We start from the raw sequence: 16,820 nt of genomic DNA, 5'->3' as shown, positions 1-16,820 counted from the left end.
GAAAAATGGGATGAAATCGTTTGTGCCGATTTCATGCCGACCCAAATTCATCTTTTAGTGTAGGAGGCGAACTTTTGAAGTTCGTCTTCTTCAATTTTTTTCGTAATGTCGAGGTAAGTGTCTGCTGTTGTTTTGATTGATTTATGACCGAGCCGCTTAGAGACAAAGAACAAACTTGCTCCAGATTCGAGTAGTAGTACCGCATGTGTGTGTCTGAAACCATGCGTCCCCTTGTATTCCACTCCAGCTTTATAGCAGTAATCTTTAATGGATTCCCTAACAGTTGATGGGGTTAGATAATTACCAAGATAGTTCTGAAAAATAATATAGTCTTGATTTCGGGCAAATGGTTCTGCACTCAAGATATATTGATTCTGTATAACTTTGAATTGTTTTAACTCTTTGATGAGATCCTCATCCAATTTTATTGTGCGGTACGAAGATGTGTTTTTCAACGTAGTGAGTTGAAGATTATTATTGTCATCCCTGCTGGTTTGCCGCTCGACTTTAAGCATATTTCCTTCGATGTCTGTCCAGCGTAGCGCCAACGCCTCGCTGATGCGTAATCCTGACTGGCTCAAAAAGTACATAAGTGTATAGTAAATAGGGTAATCCTCAAAACGTTGGTGTTTATATTCTTTCATGAAGTCGAGTAGTTTGTTGAGTTCATCAAGCACAAAGTATTTAATTTTCTTTTTTGGAGCAGTAGAGTCTTTAACAGGAACTTTCAGGCGATCTGCAGGATTCTTCTCTAACACTTCTAATTCGTGTACAGCAAAGTGCAGGATACTCTTCATAACTGATAAGTACTTAAGACAAGATCCAAAAGAATACTTAAGCTTTCCGTTCTTATCCACTTCATCCACATAAGATTGAATCCATTTTTTTATGTCGACTCGACGGATCTTCATTATTCGCTTCTTCTCAAAACCAGGCTTAATATGCAATCGTATTATCACTTCGGTTTGTCTATAGGTAGAATCTTTCAGTTCACGTTTCTTATTCTCCAGCCACTCATCAACTACTTCCCCAAAAAGCATATTTCGATCATTAAGCGTCTGACCGTAATAAATCCGTTCTTCGACTTTATTGGCTTCAATTTCAGCCTCTTTCTTTGTTCGGAATGTACCGATGCTAGACTCTTCTCCGTCTTTGGAAACCCTTGCTTGCCATTTCCCGCTGGGCAGTTTCCTAAATGTAGCCATATGACACCTCCATCAAGAACGTATGTTCTGTTTTTGTGTATGTGAAGCCGCCATGCAGCGGCGTAAGCGCAGGTTTCGTTTATACTTCATATAGATGGTGTAATTCCTGAGGGATACCACAATTAATTAGATAATGTTCCATGGATTCACATTGTTCCGATGGTTTGCCATAGGTAAGAAGCTTCAATGCAAAAGTATTTGCTTGACGTTCAAATTTGCCAATGTTAAAGAAGGTATGTTTATCCATCCAAAACTGACTTATACCTGGATGCATGCAGTCGTGGGCTAGTTCATGTGCACATACGACCCTCTGCCATTCCTCGGTCAAGCTATTATCTATCACAATAAATCTACGCCTGAGTTTTCGGTAGTATAGCCCCCGCGTTCCCTCATCGAAACTAACATACCGGACCAATATATTCCGTGCTTGCGCAATTGCGAAAGGGTCAGTTGTTTTATATTTACGAACAAGCTTGTGAATGATATCATCCAATCCATTTCACCTACTCTTTGTGGTCAGAATTTTTTTTGTCTTCTTTACGACCGTAGGTCTCTTTGTTTAGTTCCTTCGCTTCCCAGAATAGTCCAGATAGGATGTCCATCACCCTTTGACGCTTCTCCCCTTCAATAGGAACTCCATCAAACAAAACGGGTTGATCATTTTCGAGCATTTTTTTGAAGTCTGCAATATCATTTTTAGTTGCCCATTCTGGAAATTCTCTAGGATGATTATTGTTTTCGTTCGTGTCGATTCCTAAAATGTAATCCACTGTTACTCCAAAGTACTCTGCTAATTTAGCCGCTACATCTGAGGTTAAAGTACGATCTCCTTTTTCAATATTATAAAGAAATTGAGGAGTGATACCCAGAAATTCAGCTACCTTAACTCCGGACTTGTTTTGCATCTTTCTCAGTTCTCTTATCCTATTCGGATAATTGGACATAGCCGTTACCGCTCCTTTTAAACTAATTGATGAATCAATGATATCAACAAATAGATTAAAAAACAAACAACAAATAGCTTAAAATGGAGCAAATAAGCGAAAAATAGAGCAAATTGGTTAATCTATATGGTTAATTCTATTAAATGCTCCAAAATGAATCTATTTGATTAATTTTACGTTTGATAATATTAAACAAATAGATTAATATTTTATCAAGGAGGTGATGAGAGGTGAATATTTCTACACAAATGAAACCAGTCATTAATGAAAGAGGATTAAATCCTTCCGAACTTGCCCATATAGTAGGTTGTTCCCCGCAGTACATACACAACTTGCTTAACGGTAATCGCAGATGGAATGAAGAAACTTTGTCCAAAGTATGTGGGGCACTTGACCTTGAAATTAAACTGCTTCCAAAAGTGAGGTGAGCTAAATGAGCAATATGATATCAATAAACATTGATGAAGCAGAGGTAATGCGATTAGCCCGGGAACATATTGCAGATTTAGTTAATGAAGTTGAATCCGAATACATTTATTGGGATTCAAATGAGTTAAAAAAAAGAACATGTATGAGTTGGAACACTATCCAAGATAGTTTTTTCTTTGATCCACGATTTATAAAAGTGAAACTCGGTGGCAAGTGGTATTTTCCTGTTCAAGAAACCAGAGAGTTTCTGAGACAATGGCTTTTTGAACAATTGAAGAAAGGAGAAATGTAATTGCTAATTAAGGTAAACGAAATCAAAGTTGCAGATAGAATTCGCAAAGACTTTGGGGGCATTGAAGAGTTGGCACAAGACATTGATCAAAACGGACTTATCAATCCTATAGTAGTAACACCAGATTATCAGTTAATTGCAGGAGAGCGTCGCTTGCGTGCTCATCAATACCTGGGACGCAAAGAGGTTGTTGTCCGAGTAATGGAAATCAGCGACTTCGAACATCAGCTTCGGCTTGAAATATCCGAGAACGAGCATCGGAAAGAATTCACCTTCTCAGAGCGAGTCGAGTGGGCTAAACGGTTGGAGGAAGTCGAACGGATCAAAGCAAAGGAACGGATGGCCGCAGGCAAGGAAAATGTTCCTGAGCAGCCAGCCGGACAGGTTCGCGATATCGTTGCAGGTCAAGCAGGCTTTGGATCAGGCAGAACCTACGACAAAGCCAAGTACATCATAGAAAACGCGACACCAGAAATCATCCAGCAACTTGATGAAGGGATCATATCTACACACAAAGCATATGTGGAGACGAAGGAACGGCTTGAAGCTGCTGTAAGAGAAGCTGAGACTCGCGCTAACCAAGCCGAGCAGGAGAAGAAAGAACTCCAGCAGCGGTACAAGGGTGCGATTCCAGCCGATCAGGTGGACGATGCAGTAGCGGCGGCAGTAGAACGCCGAGATGAAGAGACAGAAGTTCTTCTCGAACAGAAAGCTCAGGAAGCTGCTAAGAAGATTAAAGAGCGTGACCAATACTGGAAGGACAAGCTTCAGGACGATGTGGAAGCTGAGCGTCTGAAGGTAGAAGAACTGAAAGCCGGTTATCAGCGGACGAAAGAAGAGTTGGAGACAATGAAGCTCCAGCAGCCTGATGACTTTGATGAACAACAAGCGGCAGCTCAAATGAAAAAACTTCGCTTTGAAGCTGACAGTAACACTATTCAAATCAGCATTCATGTTAAACAGTTCCTTCAGAAGGTTGGTATTACATCATTCATGCTTGGAGCAGTATCTGGTGCAAGCGCAAGTGAGAAGAAGCGGTTGTCAGAAGGTCTTGATATGCTACAGTCCTTCATTGACCAACTTCGACCAGCAATCAATTCCAGAAAGGTGGTAGATCGAAATGACATTGATGAATCCTAATCAGCCTGACTTCTTGTCGGTTGTTGAAAGACAGATGCAGTTAACTGAAGCGCAAGGTATGGCTATTCGCGGTTTGGTGGATGGCATCAGACAGATGCAAGAGGATGTTGCTGAAAAGGTTGGAGAAGTTCAAATGCTGGTTCAGGAGGTTCGAGACAGCGTAACGCTTACTGATGCCGAATGCTATCAACTTCAATCACTTGTCCGAATTAAATCGAATGCGTTAACGAAGGATCGGTACAAAGAGTCTGATGAGAAGTTTAAAGACATGGTTGGTCGCTATCGTCGCATGATTTGGAGCAAGTTGAAAGATCGATTTGAAGTGGCGAAATACAGCCATGTGCGGCGTATCGACTTTGATGATGCAGTTGATTTCATTAAGGAATTTCGTCCAGAGGATTATATCTGAGAGGAGTTGAAAACCTATGGCTCAAAAATACATCACGCTCGACGATTTGGCGAGACTGTGGTCACACAAGCCATTGCAGCATGAAATACTCACTCGAAACATTGATCGGAAGAAGAAATTATGATTCCATTGCACAGAAAATTCCTGATCCAAATGAAGAAGGACTCTCCTGTAATTTCTACTGCCGGAGAGCATTCCAGAGTAGATAATACAGAAAAGTCCAATGAGTTAATCGTGCTACCAACACGATCAATTATTTAAACGATTGAAAAAATTATATCACGTTGTTTTGGTTTTGCAAATATAACAGCGTGTCATTCGAAGTTTCCGGGGTGAGGTGAGTGGCTAGTCCCCAGCTTAAAAACGGATATATAGGAATCGCTAATGAAATCTGGGATGAGATAATCAGCCGGAAGTTCACAGAAAGGCAACAAAAGATTCTCAAGCTGATTCTAAGGCTGTCGTATGGATGCCAGAAAAAAGAGGCGGTTATCCCCCTCTTGAAGCATTTCGAACTATGTGGAGTGCGCATACAGGACGCTAAAAAAGAGATCACTTACTTGGGACAATGTAATGTGATTTATTGGGACGGCAAACATGTCTATTCTCTCAACAAAAACTATGATGAATGGCGTGTCAGTCTTGTGAAAGAGTGGGATCGTGAAAAGTTTTCAGAACTTATCTCTTTAAATATAGGCAATAAAAAAGTTACGAAAAGTGTAACTCCAAAAAGTGGAGAGCATGACGAAAGTTACGAAAAGTGTAACTCCGAAGTTACGAAAAGTGTAACTGATGAGTTACGAAAAGTGGAAGTTGAAGAGAGCCCAATCCCTTGCGGGAGTAAGGCTGAAGGCACCTCTAAAGACATGTTTAAAGACAGTATTAAAGTTAGTTGTTGTTTAGAAGATCCCGATTCGGTCTTTGAACCATACACAGGAAACCCGGATTCTGTTCCTAAAACCGAAGCAGATACTGACTCTGATCGGGAGGTTTCCCCAATGGAGTATCGCAATCAAGTCGCAGCTCGATATCTCCAGAGAAAAGGTAAGGGACTTGAAATATCTTTTAACGATGAAGAGGCTGTCAACGAATTCATAGCTGAGAGGATTCCGCTCCAAACAGTTATCGATGGTATTGACCAATCATTTGACAATTTTAAACCCAAGAACAAATGGGATCAGATACGAAACCTGAGTTACTGCGCAACGGTTGTATATTCGCTTCATGCTAAGCGTCAGAGCTCCGATACTGCTGCAATCCAAATAACGTCTTCCGTACCGGATGAACCGAATGAAACGGCATCTAACGTTACCGAAGACGATTTAAAACAACTGTTGGCTAATCTAAGGTCAAAACAAGGAGTGTGAGTGCGTGGGGAGCTTCCGAGAAGAACTAAAAGCTTTGGTGCCGGATCGATTTTTGGAACGCCGAGCCTCTGCCATTGAACGGATTGATAAACACCCGGAGATACAGAGGCTTAGACAAAAATATCCTGATCGTTCAGGAGACCTGATAAGCCCTAAACGATACAGGGATGTATCTGAACATTTAGCTCAATGTGATGCATGCGCCACGTGCCCCGGTTTAATAGGCTGTCAGAACGTCCAGAAGGGGCATAGGAGCGTCGAAGAGCCTAACCCCAATAAATCGGACGAGTTAGTGTTTCGGCTCCGGAAATGCGATTTACTAAAGTCTCACGAGCGACAACAGGGCATAGGTCAGAGGATCAAGAGCCACTATATACCATCGCACATTCTGGATGCCACCTTTGACGATATTGAACCTGATCCGCAGCGGTTGGCTGCGATTACGGCGGCAGTGAAGTTCTGTAGCACATTCGTTCCAGGGGAAACGAGAGAAGGATTGTATCTTTATGGTCCGATGGGAGTAGGTAAGAGCCGGATCGCAGGAGCGATTGCTCAAGAACTTGCCAAATGTGATATAGATGTTCTCATGGTCTATGTACCGGATTTTCTGCTGGAAGTCAAAGATGCTATTGGTTCCAAGACAGAAACAGTTGAGAACAAACTCGACTCTCTACGGACAGCATCTGTACTGATACTCGATGATATTGGAGCAGAGACCTTAACCATTTGGACAAGGGATGAAGTGATAGGTCCTATACTCCAGCGGCGTATGGAGCGTCTGCCGACAATATATACTTCCAATTTGACTGTTAATGAATTGAGACATCACTTGGCTAATGTGAAGGATGCCAGGGAGATGGACAGAAAGCAGCATGAGAAGAAAGCGGAGCGGATTATTGAACGGATTGAGCCTTTTGTAAAAATACTGCCAGTGGGCGGAAGAAATAGACGGAGGGGATAGTAGTATGTGCAAAACTTGCGGTGGTGCAACGGTAAAATATCAATTTGTTGGTGCAATGATGATGCTCGGCCCTTGCCCGGAGTGCAATCCTAACGCGAAGAAAAAACCACAGGAGGTAAATCGTCCTTATGAAAATAGTCGTAGATAGTGAGTTGCTGGTTGAAGCTCTCGAAGATGCAAGTAAGGCTATTGCGAGTAAAAATATCATGCCCATACTTGATTGTTTTTTGATTGAGGCTGACAGCGAAGGGCTGAAAGTTACCGGAACGGATACACGGACAACAATTCAATCTTATGTCTTTAGCAAAGACGTTCAAGTGGAAATAGACGGTCGGATAGCTCTCCCTAAGCTGGCATTAGAAATGATGAAGAAGCTTCGTGGTGATGTCAGCATTGAAACAAAGGGAACAACTGTGATCATTAGGTCTCGAAAGAAAGAAATCGACATGGGCGTGTTTGATCCAGAGGAATTCCCGAGAGTGCCCGACATTGATAATAGCGAAATGTTTGAGACAACAGGCAAAGAAATTAAAAGGTTATTCAAGAAAACAACCTATGCTGCTGATCCAACAGGGAAGAATGTCGCAATCCTCGCAGGAGCACATGTATACATCAATGAAGGAGTAATTGGTATTGAAGCGACTGACCGTCACAGGCTTGCAAAAACTGAGCAGAACACGGATGTAGGTAACCTTGGCGGAGCTGTCATTGAAGCTAAGGCATTAGGTGAACTTCAAAAAATTATCTTGGATAAAGATAACCTTGAATTCGGATTTTCGAAGTCTTCCACCGGAGACGTGGTTCACGTATTTGCGAGAACAGATCGTTTCACTTTCTACTCCCGAGTGTTAGAAGGATCGTTCCCGGATGTAAGCCGGATGTCTATCGTGCCTGATGGCGTTACCGAAATAACAGTAGAAAAAGATGAATTAATGAGTTGTCTTGACCTGATATACACACTTGCCAAAGAAGACAAGCACAACAAAATCATTCTAAGCATTACGGAAGACGAAGTGAGCATACGCGGACAAGGAAAAGAGACAGGCAAGGCTAATGAAAGTATAGTTCCGCTGTCGTTCAAAGGTGAAGATTTCGCCGTGGCTTTAAATTCAAAGTACTTTATGGAGGCCATCAAAGCGTTGGACGGAGATAAAGTAACACTGGTGTTCTCTGGAAAAGTGAAACCTATTTACATCCTGGATGAAAGTGACGAGAAATCAGTTCACGTTGTACTTCCTTATAGGACGGAAGAAGTATAATGAATAAATATAACGCAACCAAAGTGATCGTCACTGAAGACGGAACTCTGTTCTCCGAATGGATCGTTAAAAAGCAAAACCTTGATATAACCGGTATACGATTCGATAGCATGGCAGAGGGTGAGTATTATCAGCTCCTTCTCCAACAGAAGATGTTCGGGGAGATCAAAGATTTTGAATGCCATCCTAAATTTATATTGCAAGAGAAACCGAAGGTGACTTACATTGCTGACTTCCTGGTAACGGAATTAGACGACAGTCAGCGAGTGGTAGATATAAAAGGAGTGGAGACCTCCACATTCCGGGTCAAACTGAAATTGTTCCAAGCTAAATATCCGACTTTACCAATAGATATACTAGTTAAAAAGCGTGGAGAATTCATTCCGCTTGCGCAATACAAGAAAGAAAAAGCAGCACGTAAACGAGCAGCAAATGCACTTAGAAAACGAGCAGATGAGGGGAGAAATCAAAATGAAAATCAAACATACCGTAATCAAAAACGAGGACGTTAATAAGCACCTTAACCAACAGGAGAAAGAAGACTTGCTTCGCTTGTTTCATAAAATTCAGTATGGTCGAGTTTCGGAGGGGAAAGTTGGATTTAATATGTACCTGGTTGTGAATACAGACGAAACTTACGCCGATGACATTGTACGCATCTTACAAGAAAACGGTCATTGGGAACCAACACACGATCCAAATCAAGCTGAGTTTCTGCTTGAGGGAGATACGATGGAGCTTCCAGAAGTTAAGAATCCCATCTAATTGGAAACTAAAAAGAAAGGAGCACAGAGGTTTACTCATCCTCTTGCTCCTGCACTACAAACAAATCCTCTACACCTATACCCAATGCACTTGCAATAGTAAACAAATGAGTAGACTCATGACGGGTATTTCTATCAAATCGACTTAACGTTCCCTGAGGGATGCCAGTCATTTCTGATAATTGTTGTTGTGTAATCCCCTTCTCTCTTAAAAGAGGCATTAAATTAGGTTTCACGTTAATCATAGTAGTCACCCTTTCAAAGGGATTATACGATAACGAATATTTATTAGCAAGATGGATTGACTGAATATTCGATATCGTATATGATAATTACAAGATTAAATATACGAAATGCGATAACGAATAAAGTGGAGTTAAGGAAACATTTCCTTGCCTCATTAATGAAACATTGTACTGGAACAATTAACAATATATCCGAACTACATATGAAAACGGGAGGCGATGAATCTTGACTGAAGCTGAAAAAGAAGAATTCTCCACGGCGTTATCTGAAAGGTATCTCCAGATTCGACAATTCAATTCGCATAACAAAGAACTAATAAATACCTGGGATGAAGTAATCAGTGATTTGCCTCCAGATATTAAATCAAAATTCAAAGAAAAGCATGGTCGATTGTCGGCTTTGTAAAGGAGGTTTGGTTATGAGTACTGTAGATTTGAACAACTTCGATCAACAACCTACTGAAGTGCAGCAAGCCATTGCTTTTTATGTTGGATACTCGGTGAACGGAGTTCAAGCTACTGCTGAGGAGAGACAAGCGCACTATGCTGTTTTAGAGCAAGTTGGACTGTTAGAACCTATAAAATCCGTAGTGGAAGCGTAGTGAATTAGGTTCAAAATATAAGCATAAGCACAGAAGAAACGAAGGAAAGGTGGTTGAGGAAATGGCCCATCAGACATTCTGGAAACCGGAGAAAAAAGCAAAAGAAAAGAAAGTGAGCAGCTTCGGACGGAGCAAGAAAGATAAAAAGCCTGTACCGGAATGGAAGAAAGACATTTTAGCTCATCACCAATCCCGACCAGGCTCCAAGGAACGCGGTGATTTTCCTAAAGATGTCATAGCCGAGCTTATCGAAGAATCAAACGGGATTTGTGAATGCTGCAAGATTGCTGAAGCAACAACTACTCACCATGTTTATCCACGGGGGCGAAAAGGCCGTGGAGTTAAGACAAACGGCCTCCGCCTTTGCTGGCCCTGTCATGATCGGATACAAACGAACGAAGAATTGCTCCAGTTTTGGATTTCAGCTTTCCGGGATAAGTACGGGGATCGATTTTGGTTTGATGAACAGGATTGGGACGAGTACAACCGGAAGCAAGAGGCGCAGCGGGAAGCAGATCAGAAGAAACAGAATCGCGAACAATTTTTAAACCCTGTCAAAGAATTTATCTCTTCTGCGGCAGGGCGTTCTTTGAAAGCAAAAGAAGTTCGTCTTATTGAAATGATGGATGATAAACAAATCGCAATATTCGAGACTTTAATTAACGATATCGTGAGAGTTGAAGAGAATCACCAAGTACCGTTTGGATATGGTCACTTCGATGATTGAAATACACTTAGTTCATATAACAACGAATATTAAATATTTTTAGGGGATAGGGAGGGGATAGGCAACCCTCCGATAGATAGCACCACATATCACAGAGGAAGGAGACGGGACATGAACCTCTCTCTTGAACAGTGGATAAAAGAAGAAATGAAAAAATATAGTTTGTGGGCATTTTTGGATCGGCATGGAAGCAGTGGCAGTCGTTATAACTCCGGTTATCTCCAAGCTTTAGAGGATGTGAAAGAAAAAATGAAGGAATGCGAGCAACTGACACTATTTTGATATCAGAGGCCATAGGCCCAAAGGAGCGAATGAGCATGGAAGCAATGAACGTATACCAGTTCTCGTATTCAGCGGATCAATTTGACGAAGCATTTACGAGTTTGCAGATAGCGCCGACACCAGGAAAGGCCAAGAGTGCAGAGTTCAGAGTATTCAGCGACTATGATCCAGACGTCAAATATATGGATTTTCTCAAAGTGGTGAAGATGCGGAAGATTGGTCAGTCCACACCTAAACGGAACGAAGCACCTTATCCGGGACAGGACAGAATTGATCTGATAAATGAATTGATCCGAGTAATCGGAAGGTCGGGCCGGAAATTTTTGTACAGCAAGCAGCATAACAGATTCGCCACATTCCACTGGGCAGACGGAAAATTGTGGTTGGTGGACGATTACACCGATAGACCGCTGCTTATGGACAAGGAAGTCCAAGGACAGCACCGACATTTCAGCCACGGAGGGACGCTGTGGGGCCTTGTATGCGACTTTAGGGATTACATCTTGGGTGATGATGACGCGAACCACAACAACGGGTATGGCGGACTATACTGCCCTCATTGGGGTTATCCCGAAGAGGACATGGACCTCATTCGTGCTTATGCGAAATCGATCGGATATTTAAAACCACGGGTTTAGGCCCACCAAAGGAGAGATAACGCATGAATCAACGTAAACTCGGTCAAATCTATCAAAACAGAGAGAGCTTTGCTCCAGCATTGTGGACGTTAGTTGGTGAAATTCCAGGGAAGGTAAGTCTTCAACACAGAACCGAACCAGCTACACGCCAAGTGACCGTGGAAGAATTTGAAGAAGATTTTGTACAGGTAACAGTCACTGAAACGGATAACCGTAAGCTATTGCGTGAATTGGGATACAGTTCGCGGCAACTAGACATGATGTCGGATGAAGATTGTGAAGCGGAAGTAATTGAGATTCCTTACAACGCTTAATGAATGAGAGGTCTCCGGGCCTCTTTCCCAGGGAGGGATATACAGATGTCTGGCAATATAACTCGTGAGTACACAGTATGGTGCGGAAGGTGCCCAAAGTGGACGCAGGATGCGACATCAAACACGAAGGCATTAGCGGTCAAAGAGTTTCGGCGGAACGGCTGGAAGGAAACTAAAAACGGGTGGGTTTGCCCAGATTGTATGAGGGAGGAAGAACAGTCATGAGAACAGATTATTGCAAACACATGGTGCCGCTGATGAAAAACGACACTTGTTATATATGCAGCCTGGAGGCTGAACGGGATGAGGCAAAGAAGGACGTAAGCCATTATGCATCAATTGGCGCTGAATTTGCTGAAGAGAACGATCGGCTCCGCAAGGAGCTTGAAGAGGCACGGAAGATTAAATTCCCACGACAGTCTGACGGTGAAGGTGGATGGGTCATAGATTATAAATTTTTGGAACGGCTTGGAGTAACGATGTTGAGAGAGTCCGACCACACGATAGACACGGAGGACATCGAACTGGTGTTGCTCACCCTGGAGATTGCGGTGGGTCAGGAAGGAGAGGGGAACCAAGATGAAAGTCAAGACGGTTGTCCCAAAACTTAACAAAAAAGAAGTTGCTGAAGCTATGCACAAGGTTTTTGAGCAGTACGACTTCTGCAAAAGAACACCTGGAGATTCAGAACGTGAAGAATACGTCCGAAAGGTTGAAGCTGCTGTAAACGAACTTGGAGGAAACGAGAAGAACCTTGTTACACAACGATATATGATCGACTTCTATAGATTCGACTACAAGGTGTACAACTATCATTTCAATCCACCAATCTCAAAAGATACGTACACCAGAATTCGCGAACGGGCTTTTTCAAAATTGTTTGTTCTGTTAAGTGAGAATGGATTAATTCAAAACTAATCTTGAATAATTGCGAGTTGAGGCTTTGGGCCTCTCCCTACTAAGGAGGATATAACATGCGGAAGTGTTTCAACTGCCAAACAGAGCTGCCAGAAGTTACAGAGCACTTTGTAATAGATTCGGAAACATATTGCACAGATTGCGTTGAAGCTTATCCTGCTTCCTACAGTTATTTCGTTGATGGCGAATTTGTAGGTGATTCAGACAGCATCGACCATGTGGAAGCGTTCGACGACGAATACCAAGAAGAGGTCGGGGAGGATATATAGATGACACAAGCAGCGGAAGTTAAATTGTCTCAATTGCCGGAGGATACTCAATTAAGCTACGAGGGTGCGGCATGCACATATAGCGTTCGTCATGTAAGAGAAATGATTGGTGGGGACGGGGATTGGGCGCTCCAAGAATGGAAAGTATGCACACCTAAAACGTGGAATCCTGATGCCGAGTACATGATCGAAAATTACATTGACCATGAATCATCAAATGAGTTACCGGAAGATTTGAGCATAGATATTGCAAGGAATGTCATGAAAGAAGGTCTGGCTAAGATACAGGCGGTCTTGGATGAGATGCTTGGCGAACACCAGTATTGGATGTTTGAAGGGCCAGAAGTGATTATCGATAGCTTGTAAGGCAGCTCTATTGGCTGTACTGGACATATAGGAGGGATAGACGGATGAATAAATTTGTGGCATGGGATTGGGATGGTGGTGAGTTCATTCCACTAAAGACAGATAACGTTGTGGAAGCTATTCATACAGCATGGAACTATGAATTTGATGTTTATGAAGTTACCGGACAGGATAACGAATTGATTTTCAGTGGTCAAGAAGACAATGAATGGAATTCAGAAATGCTTAAAAAGTACGGAATAAGAGTTATCGACCACGAGAAGCATCGAAACTTGCAAAATATTGAAACAGGCGAAATTTACTACGCTGATTGGGAGGGATAGACGGAATGACAAATGACCAAATAAAGGACATTCAATTTCTAATCGATCTACAAAAGGAACTAAACAGCCAAGAGAATGACAGTCAAGCAAATCCGCGGTTTTGGTCAGTGGGTGATTATAGATGGGTTGCGTGTTCTGAAGGAAATGCCGAACGATATACAGTGTTTTTCCCAGATAGCGTTGAAGCACATGAGATTGACTATTTCCTTAACAAAGTTTTGGATAAAGAAGATTTGTCCGAGGAAGAAATCGAATCTTTGAATGATGCGGATTGTACAGACAGTAAATTTGAGTGGATACAAGATAATTACGATTCGGAAGCAAGTCTTCATCCAGAACGAGAGGAGCATTTTGTTCGAGAGAATACGATGTTCCTTACGAAAGAAGAAGCCAAACTTCATATCAAGCAAAATAGCCATCACTATTCAAATAGGGCACACACCTACGCCATGACAGCATGGAGAGCTCCGAAAGTAGAACGATTGCTGAAAATCTTGGGCGAATTTGATTTTGAAGGTATTTGCGGCACAGCCGCCATCGGAACGGCCGAATAAACCCAGTGAATACGGGGGCCGGATCAGGTCTGGTCTCCCCAAATAGGAGGATATACAACTTCTACGTCATATACATTCTACAAACCATAAATCGGAGGTAGTAACCATGAGTGAAAAATTAGCGAATTATATCAATAGCATTTCTCCAGCAGCAAGTCAGTCTGTTAAAGATAAACTGGAGGACATCGAATTTAAAGACCAGTTCCGGGAGCCTGAACGTGCAGACATCGCTTGGCTTGATGTGGCCCGTCTGCTGCAAAGTATTCCTGTGCATGAATTGGCAGCGATCATCAAGTCAAAGGCAGTAGAAGTGAGTTTTACGGACGAAGAGCTTCAAGAAATATCGAGAGCCCTATTCAAGAATGTTGCAAACATTGAACGAGCGATTGAGTCTAAAAAAATAACTGAAAAAGATAGATCAGATATAAAAGAGTGGAAACAGCACAATGCAAGTGCACAAGACAAAATTAAAGATCATTTCGGATATTAGGATAGGAGGATATACAAGATGCCAATTATTAAACATGAAGGTCAAACACAAATCGAATTCGGAACAGGTGATATCAACGTTTCGCCGGGATTACTTCAACTGGATTACCCTTGCGGCGTGGTTGTATTCCAGCCAAAAGACCCGGGTCCGATCGGAGAACGCAAAAAGAATACGACAATTGTTGCACTACCAGCAGAAACGCCAGTAAGAATGACTTTTGACAAGGTAGAGTCGATCGACGTGGTTATCCGGGCGCTGCAAGAAACCAAACGAATGATGGAAGAAGAGACGTGGGAAAGTTTGTTGGCTCCCAAGGAAGGAGCGGAACAATGAGCAATGAAATTAACTACTCAGAATTAAAACAAATTGACTTCTACGAATACGATATTACTCCTAATGAAAAAGGAGAAATGATGATAGTTTTCCATGTTGGAGAGGGCAGCTATATGCTACCGATTTCGATAAAAGCATTGCAGGAAATGTTGTGGTTCGCAAAACAAAAATCGGTTGAGGAAGGAGCGGATAAGCATGAGCCTGTATGAGTTTGGTGCGAGAGCGTGGGACACTGAAACCAAAGAGATGTCATACGAGTTCTTGGAACGGAACTGGTTAAAGGTATGCATATGGTCACCCTACATGGTGTTGATGCTTAAATCTGGCGTTAAAGACAGCAAGGGCAAGGATTACTACGATGGAGATATTGTTAAAGTAAGCAAGTTGAGTTTTGAGAGCAGCGGCCCATTGCCTGAAAATCTGGTAGTGAGGTTATACGGCGGCATGTTCCAGTTGTTCAGAGGCAAGGAGCCTTTAATGGGCCTCCATTTGGGATATATAGCGGACGGAGAAATAATTGGAAATATCTACGAGAACCCTGAACTTTTGGGTGGGGAAGGAGCGGATAAGCATGAATAAGAATGACATGGATGTAATCTTCGACGTAAGGCCGGAAAAACTCAAGGAGTCAATGGAGAACAACCCACATGAAGATCGGATGTTTGTGGTTGCTCCATTTGCAGGAAAGGCAACGATTCATGCGCCGGTTAAACAAGGGAAACACAAGGGATATCATCGCATCAAGTGCGAGATTTGGATTCCCGAAAACGCCATTGCAGGCGAAGGCGTTCTGGAGGACTTCGGAGCATTTGCGGTGTTGAGTGTACCAAGAAATCGCGTACAACCTAATTTTGGTGGGGAAGGAGCGGATACTGAATGAGCATGGAAGAAGTGGTAATTATCACACCTAAGCAGGAAGACATTGATGATACAAATATGATTATACAGTTAAACTTCTTTTCGGATGTAGATGAAGTGGATATCCGTAAAACAAAATGGCTCCTTGTTAAATATGTGGACATGATTGATATCATTCAAAACTATGAGTACGCACTTAAACAGATCGAAAATGGAATGTCAGCCTACGAGTTGCTGTCTGCTGAAGGTTCTGTTGCCAAACGAGAATCAGGTCACGAGCTTACAGCAGACGTTACAGCTAATTCGGTAATTATGAAGGACAAGCGTCATGATAACTACAAGCTTTACGTATTCATAACCAATAACATTCGATTCGCCATAAACAACATTAAAGATCCTCATGAGAGTGTAACGGCTAGACTGCTATTTTTAGAAGGGAAAAAATATCTAAAAGCACAAGGATACATGGAAAAAGGCTATCGCAAGGATGTTCCTGGCATTGCTGCAACAACATTCGCTGATAAACGGCGTAAAGCAATAGCTAACATTGCTAATAGCCTAAAATTCAATCGAACCTTGGATTTTGTAAGTATAGATTATGGTCGCGGGAGAAATCCAAATGGAGAAATTGGATTAAGATTAATGGAAGTAAACCAGACCTTTTAAGCTTATTTACTTTATGGTCAGGTTTATTCGTTCTTTCTGGAAGTTAATTTTTCAATTAATACTTATTAGTTTCTTGAATTTACCGGTTAATTCAATTTTGGACCATCCTCGGCCTGAACTAAATCCTCTTGGTCCTCTGGCAAAGCATCTAAATAAAACAGTTTTGGGATGTGAAGTGAGGGAATTCGGTATTCTTATATAATCTTTATATCTTACTTCATATTTGTTTTCTGACCCCGCATCGCTGATCCATTTAACTTTTAAAGAGGAGGTATCTATGATGTAATCCCCTGGTGATGTAATACTAGACCAATCTGACCATTTTGAATTCCTTACTCCATCTGTTCCAGTGGGTTTAGTTACTACTTCTGATATAATTTTAAAATTGTCCATAGTTAACCTCTTTAGTCTATTTGATACCTACCCGAAGGTTTATTAAGCCTTGAGTAGGTATGTTTTTTTTAA

At 42.0% G+C, this 16,820-nt stretch carries 32 protein-coding genes; 27 read left to right on the top strand and 5 right to left on the bottom strand.

What is annotated here, in order from left to right:
• Nucleotides 1-47: 47 nt before the first annotated feature.
• The 3 genes from QP794_RS01875 to QP794_RS01865 form a co-directional block, all read right to left on the bottom strand.
• The gene (locus tag QP794_RS01875) at nt 48-1,205 is read right to left on the bottom strand and encodes a tyrosine-type recombinase/integrase (protein WP_285074675.1); all 1,158 of its coding nucleotides are present in this window, start codon (nt 1,203-1,205) and stop codon (nt 48-50) included.
• Between the two features lie 79 nt (nt 1,206-1,284).
• Nucleotides 1,285-1,698, bottom strand: coding sequence for an ImmA/IrrE family metallo-endopeptidase (locus QP794_RS01870; protein ID WP_285074674.1), 414 nt, complete (start codon nt 1,696-1,698; stop codon nt 1,285-1,287).
• A gap of 10 nt (nt 1,699-1,708) precedes the next feature.
• The gene (locus tag QP794_RS01865; RefSeq protein WP_285074673.1) at nt 1,709-2,149 is read right to left on the bottom strand and encodes a helix-turn-helix domain-containing protein; all 441 of its coding nucleotides are present in this window, start codon (nt 2,147-2,149) and stop codon (nt 1,709-1,711) included.
• 230 nt (nt 2,150-2,379) lie between these two features.
• On the opposite strand from QP794_RS01865, the gene QP794_RS01860 reads away from it, so the two are divergent.
• From QP794_RS01860 to QP794_RS01820, 9 genes are all read left to right on the top strand, one after another.
• Complete coding sequence (locus QP794_RS01860) at nt 2,380-2,577, top strand: helix-turn-helix domain-containing protein (RefSeq protein ID WP_285074672.1); 198 nt, start codon at nt 2,380-2,382, stop codon at nt 2,575-2,577.
• Between the two features lie 14 nt (nt 2,578-2,591).
• Nucleotides 2,592-2,870 (top strand): group-specific protein, encoded by a 279-nt coding sequence (locus QP794_RS01855; protein WP_285075190.1) that lies wholly within the window; start codon nt 2,592-2,594, stop codon nt 2,868-2,870.
• Entirely contained in the window at nt 2,871-4,010 is a 1,140-nt protein-coding gene (locus QP794_RS01850; protein WP_285074671.1) for a ParB N-terminal domain-containing protein, read from the top strand.
• Nucleotides 3,991-4,419, top strand: a complete 429-nt coding sequence (locus QP794_RS01845) for an ORF6C domain-containing protein (RefSeq protein WP_285074670.1) — start codon at nt 3,991-3,993, stop codon at nt 4,417-4,419. The genes QP794_RS01850 and QP794_RS01845 overlap by 20 nt, the downstream gene beginning before the upstream one ends.
• A 341-nt stretch (nt 4,420-4,760) precedes the next feature.
• Nucleotides 4,761-5,786, top strand: a complete 1,026-nt coding sequence (locus QP794_RS01840; RefSeq protein ID WP_285074669.1) for a replication protein — start codon at nt 4,761-4,763, stop codon at nt 5,784-5,786.
• A 292-nt stretch (nt 5,787-6,078) separates the two neighbouring features.
• Nucleotides 6,079-6,747 carry an ATP-binding protein gene (locus tag QP794_RS01835; RefSeq protein WP_285074668.1) on the top strand — a complete coding sequence of 223 codons (669 nt, stop codon included), beginning with the start codon at nt 6,079-6,081 and terminating at the stop codon, nt 6,745-6,747.
• A 128-nt stretch (nt 6,748-6,875) separates the two neighbouring features.
• A complete protein-coding gene (gene dnaN, locus QP794_RS01830; RefSeq protein WP_285074667.1) occupies nt 6,876-8,006 on the top strand; it encodes a DNA polymerase III subunit beta in 1,131 nt (376 codons plus the stop codon).
• Nucleotides 8,006-8,518, top strand: a complete 513-nt coding sequence (locus QP794_RS01825; RefSeq protein WP_285074666.1) for a DUF1064 domain-containing protein — start codon at nt 8,006-8,008, stop codon at nt 8,516-8,518. The genes dnaN and QP794_RS01825 overlap by 1 nt, the downstream gene beginning before the upstream one ends.
• Nucleotides 8,478-8,771, top strand: a complete 294-nt coding sequence (locus QP794_RS01820; protein WP_285074665.1) for a hypothetical protein — start codon at nt 8,478-8,480, stop codon at nt 8,769-8,771. The genes QP794_RS01825 and QP794_RS01820 overlap by 41 nt, the downstream gene beginning before the upstream one ends.
• Before the next feature lie 31 nt (nt 8,772-8,802).
• Here the strand turns inward: QP794_RS01820 and QP794_RS01815 are convergent, their stop codons facing one another.
• Nucleotides 8,803-9,015, bottom strand: coding sequence for a helix-turn-helix domain-containing protein (locus QP794_RS01815; protein WP_285074664.1), 213 nt, complete (start codon nt 9,013-9,015; stop codon nt 8,803-8,805).
• A gap of 226 nt (nt 9,016-9,241) precedes the next feature.
• On the opposite strand from QP794_RS01815, the gene QP794_RS01810 reads away from it, so the two are divergent.
• From QP794_RS01810 to QP794_RS01725, 18 genes are all read left to right on the top strand, one after another.
• Complete coding sequence (locus QP794_RS01810; RefSeq protein WP_285074663.1) at nt 9,242-9,421, top strand: hypothetical protein; 180 nt, start codon at nt 9,242-9,244, stop codon at nt 9,419-9,421.
• A 13-nt stretch (nt 9,422-9,434) separates the two neighbouring features.
• Entirely contained in the window at nt 9,435-9,617 is a 183-nt protein-coding gene (locus QP794_RS01805) for a hypothetical protein (protein ID WP_285074662.1), read from the top strand.
• A 61-nt stretch (nt 9,618-9,678) separates the two neighbouring features.
• A complete protein-coding gene (locus QP794_RS01800; RefSeq protein WP_285074661.1) occupies nt 9,679-10,344 on the top strand; it encodes an HNH endonuclease in 666 nt (221 codons plus the stop codon).
• A 111-nt stretch (nt 10,345-10,455) separates the two neighbouring features.
• The gene (locus QP794_RS01795; protein ID WP_285074660.1) at nt 10,456-10,626 is read left to right on the top strand and encodes a hypothetical protein; all 171 of its coding nucleotides are present in this window, start codon (nt 10,456-10,458) and stop codon (nt 10,624-10,626) included.
• A gap of 35 nt (nt 10,627-10,661) precedes the next feature.
• Nucleotides 10,662-11,264, top strand: coding sequence for a hypothetical protein (locus QP794_RS01790; protein ID WP_285074659.1), 603 nt, complete (start codon nt 10,662-10,664; stop codon nt 11,262-11,264).
• Nucleotides 11,265-11,287: 23 nt separating this feature from the next.
• Nucleotides 11,288-11,578 (top strand): hypothetical protein, encoded by a 291-nt coding sequence (locus tag QP794_RS01785; protein WP_285074658.1) that lies wholly within the window; start codon nt 11,288-11,290, stop codon nt 11,576-11,578.
• 221 nt (nt 11,579-11,799) lie between these two features.
• Nucleotides 11,800-12,189 carry a hypothetical protein gene (locus tag QP794_RS01780; RefSeq protein WP_285074657.1) on the top strand — a complete coding sequence of 130 codons (390 nt, stop codon included), beginning with the start codon at nt 11,800-11,802 and terminating at the stop codon, nt 12,187-12,189.
• Nucleotides 12,158-12,496, top strand: coding sequence for a hypothetical protein (locus tag QP794_RS01775; protein WP_285074656.1), 339 nt, complete (start codon nt 12,158-12,160; stop codon nt 12,494-12,496). Before QP794_RS01780 ends, QP794_RS01775 begins: the two co-directional genes overlap by 32 nt.
• A gap of 56 nt (nt 12,497-12,552) precedes the next feature.
• A complete protein-coding gene (locus QP794_RS01770; protein ID WP_285074655.1) occupies nt 12,553-12,765 on the top strand; it encodes a hypothetical protein in 213 nt (70 codons plus the stop codon).
• A complete protein-coding gene (locus QP794_RS01765) occupies nt 12,766-13,131 on the top strand; it encodes a hypothetical protein (protein WP_285074654.1) in 366 nt (121 codons plus the stop codon).
• A gap of 44 nt (nt 13,132-13,175) precedes the next feature.
• On the top strand, nt 13,176-13,454 hold the full coding sequence (locus QP794_RS01760; protein ID WP_285074653.1) for a hypothetical protein: 279 nt from the start codon (nt 13,176-13,178) through the stop codon (nt 13,452-13,454).
• A 5-nt stretch (nt 13,455-13,459) separates the two neighbouring features.
• Entirely contained in the window at nt 13,460-14,008 is a 549-nt protein-coding gene (locus QP794_RS01755) for a hypothetical protein (protein ID WP_285074652.1), read from the top strand.
• A 106-nt stretch (nt 14,009-14,114) separates the two neighbouring features.
• The gene (locus QP794_RS01750; protein ID WP_285074651.1) at nt 14,115-14,498 is read left to right on the top strand and encodes a hypothetical protein; all 384 of its coding nucleotides are present in this window, start codon (nt 14,115-14,117) and stop codon (nt 14,496-14,498) included.
• 18 nt (nt 14,499-14,516) lie between these two features.
• Entirely contained in the window at nt 14,517-14,831 is a 315-nt protein-coding gene (locus QP794_RS01745; RefSeq protein WP_285074650.1) for a hypothetical protein, read from the top strand.
• Nucleotides 14,828-15,040: a hypothetical protein gene (locus tag QP794_RS01740; RefSeq protein WP_285074649.1), complete on the top strand. Its 213-nt coding sequence runs from the start codon at nt 14,828-14,830 to the stop codon at nt 15,038-15,040. The genes QP794_RS01745 and QP794_RS01740 overlap by 4 nt, the downstream gene beginning before the upstream one ends.
• A complete protein-coding gene (locus QP794_RS01735) occupies nt 15,027-15,410 on the top strand; it encodes a YopX family protein (protein WP_285074648.1) in 384 nt (127 codons plus the stop codon). Before QP794_RS01740 ends, QP794_RS01735 begins: the two co-directional genes overlap by 14 nt.
• Complete coding sequence (locus QP794_RS01730) at nt 15,403-15,711, top strand: hypothetical protein (protein WP_285074647.1); 309 nt, start codon at nt 15,403-15,405, stop codon at nt 15,709-15,711. The genes QP794_RS01735 and QP794_RS01730 overlap by 8 nt, the downstream gene beginning before the upstream one ends.
• Complete coding sequence (locus QP794_RS01725) at nt 15,708-16,355, top strand: hypothetical protein (protein WP_285074646.1); 648 nt, start codon at nt 15,708-15,710, stop codon at nt 16,353-16,355. Before QP794_RS01730 ends, QP794_RS01725 begins: the two co-directional genes overlap by 4 nt.
• A 51-nt stretch (nt 16,356-16,406) precedes the next feature.
• On the opposite strand, the gene QP794_RS01720 is transcribed toward QP794_RS01725, so the two are convergent.
• Nucleotides 16,407-16,748, bottom strand: coding sequence for a hypothetical protein (locus tag QP794_RS01720; protein WP_285074645.1), 342 nt, complete (start codon nt 16,746-16,748; stop codon nt 16,407-16,409).
• Nucleotides 16,749-16,820 lie beyond the last annotated feature (72 nt).

It is taken from the genome of Paenibacillus sp. UMB7766-LJ446 (assembly GCF_030226665.1).
Classification (GTDB): domain Bacteria; phylum Bacillota; class Bacilli; order Paenibacillales; family Paenibacillaceae; genus Paenibacillus; species Paenibacillus vandeheii.
This window is presented reverse-complemented; position numbering and strand designations above follow the sequence as displayed.

Bases quoted from the DNA above. Each gene is read 5' to 3' on its own strand.
- QP794_RS01740 (WP_285074649.1), top strand. From the start codon at position 14,828: ATGAGCAATGAAATTAACTACTCAGAATTAAAACAAATTGACTTCTAC.
- QP794_RS01785 (WP_285074658.1), top strand. From the start codon at position 11,288: ATGAATCAACGTAAACTCGGTCAAATCTATCAAAACAGAGAGAGCTTT.
- QP794_RS01875 (WP_285074675.1), bottom strand. From the start codon at position 1,205: ATGGCTACATTTAGGAAACTGCCCAGCGGGAAATGGCAAGCAAGGGTT.
- QP794_RS01750 (WP_285074651.1), top strand. From the start codon at position 14,115: ATGAGTGAAAAATTAGCGAATTATATCAATAGCATTTCTCCAGCAGCA.
- QP794_RS01720 (WP_285074645.1), bottom strand. From the start codon at position 16,748: ATGGACAATTTTAAAATTATATCAGAAGTAGTAACTAAACCCACTGGA.
- QP794_RS01800 (WP_285074661.1), top strand. From the start codon at position 9,679: ATGGCCCATCAGACATTCTGGAAACCGGAGAAAAAAGCAAAAGAAAAG.
- QP794_RS01845 (WP_285074670.1), top strand. From the start codon at position 3,991: ATGACATTGATGAATCCTAATCAGCCTGACTTCTTGTCGGTTGTTGAA.
- QP794_RS01765 (WP_285074654.1), top strand. From the start codon at position 12,766: ATGACACAAGCAGCGGAAGTTAAATTGTCTCAATTGCCGGAGGATACT.
- QP794_RS01855 (WP_285075190.1), top strand. From the start codon at position 2,592: ATGATATCAATAAACATTGATGAAGCAGAGGTAATGCGATTAGCCCGG.
- QP794_RS01865 (WP_285074673.1), bottom strand. From the start codon at position 2,149: ATGTCCAATTATCCGAATAGGATAAGAGAACTGAGAAAGATGCAAAAC.
- QP794_RS01730 (WP_285074647.1), top strand. From the start codon at position 15,403: ATGAATAAGAATGACATGGATGTAATCTTCGACGTAAGGCCGGAAAAA.
- QP794_RS01790 (WP_285074659.1), top strand. From the start codon at position 10,662: ATGGAAGCAATGAACGTATACCAGTTCTCGTATTCAGCGGATCAATTT.
- QP794_RS01780 (WP_285074657.1), top strand. From the start codon at position 11,800: ATGAGAACAGATTATTGCAAACACATGGTGCCGCTGATGAAAAACGAC.
- QP794_RS01815 (WP_285074664.1), bottom strand. From the start codon at position 9,015: ATGATTAACGTGAAACCTAATTTAATGCCTCTTTTAAGAGAGAAGGGG.
- QP794_RS01735 (WP_285074648.1), top strand. From the start codon at position 15,027: ATGAGCCTGTATGAGTTTGGTGCGAGAGCGTGGGACACTGAAACCAAA.
- QP794_RS01805 (WP_285074662.1), top strand. From the start codon at position 9,435: ATGAGTACTGTAGATTTGAACAACTTCGATCAACAACCTACTGAAGTG.
- QP794_RS01725 (WP_285074646.1), top strand. From the start codon at position 15,708: ATGAGCATGGAAGAAGTGGTAATTATCACACCTAAGCAGGAAGACATT.
- dnaN (WP_285074667.1), top strand. From the start codon at position 6,876: ATGAAAATAGTCGTAGATAGTGAGTTGCTGGTTGAAGCTCTCGAAGAT.
- QP794_RS01760 (WP_285074653.1), top strand. From the start codon at position 13,176: ATGAATAAATTTGTGGCATGGGATTGGGATGGTGGTGAGTTCATTCCA.
- QP794_RS01820 (WP_285074665.1), top strand. From the start codon at position 8,478: ATGAAAATCAAACATACCGTAATCAAAAACGAGGACGTTAATAAGCAC.
- QP794_RS01745 (WP_285074650.1), top strand. From the start codon at position 14,517: ATGCCAATTATTAAACATGAAGGTCAAACACAAATCGAATTCGGAACA.
- QP794_RS01755 (WP_285074652.1), top strand. From the start codon at position 13,460: ATGACAAATGACCAAATAAAGGACATTCAATTTCTAATCGATCTACAA.
- QP794_RS01795 (WP_285074660.1), top strand. From the start codon at position 10,456: ATGAACCTCTCTCTTGAACAGTGGATAAAAGAAGAAATGAAAAAATAT.
- QP794_RS01775 (WP_285074656.1), top strand. From the start codon at position 12,158: ATGAAAGTCAAGACGGTTGTCCCAAAACTTAACAAAAAAGAAGTTGCT.
- QP794_RS01770 (WP_285074655.1), top strand. From the start codon at position 12,553: ATGCGGAAGTGTTTCAACTGCCAAACAGAGCTGCCAGAAGTTACAGAG.
- QP794_RS01825 (WP_285074666.1), top strand. From the start codon at position 8,006: ATGAATAAATATAACGCAACCAAAGTGATCGTCACTGAAGACGGAACT.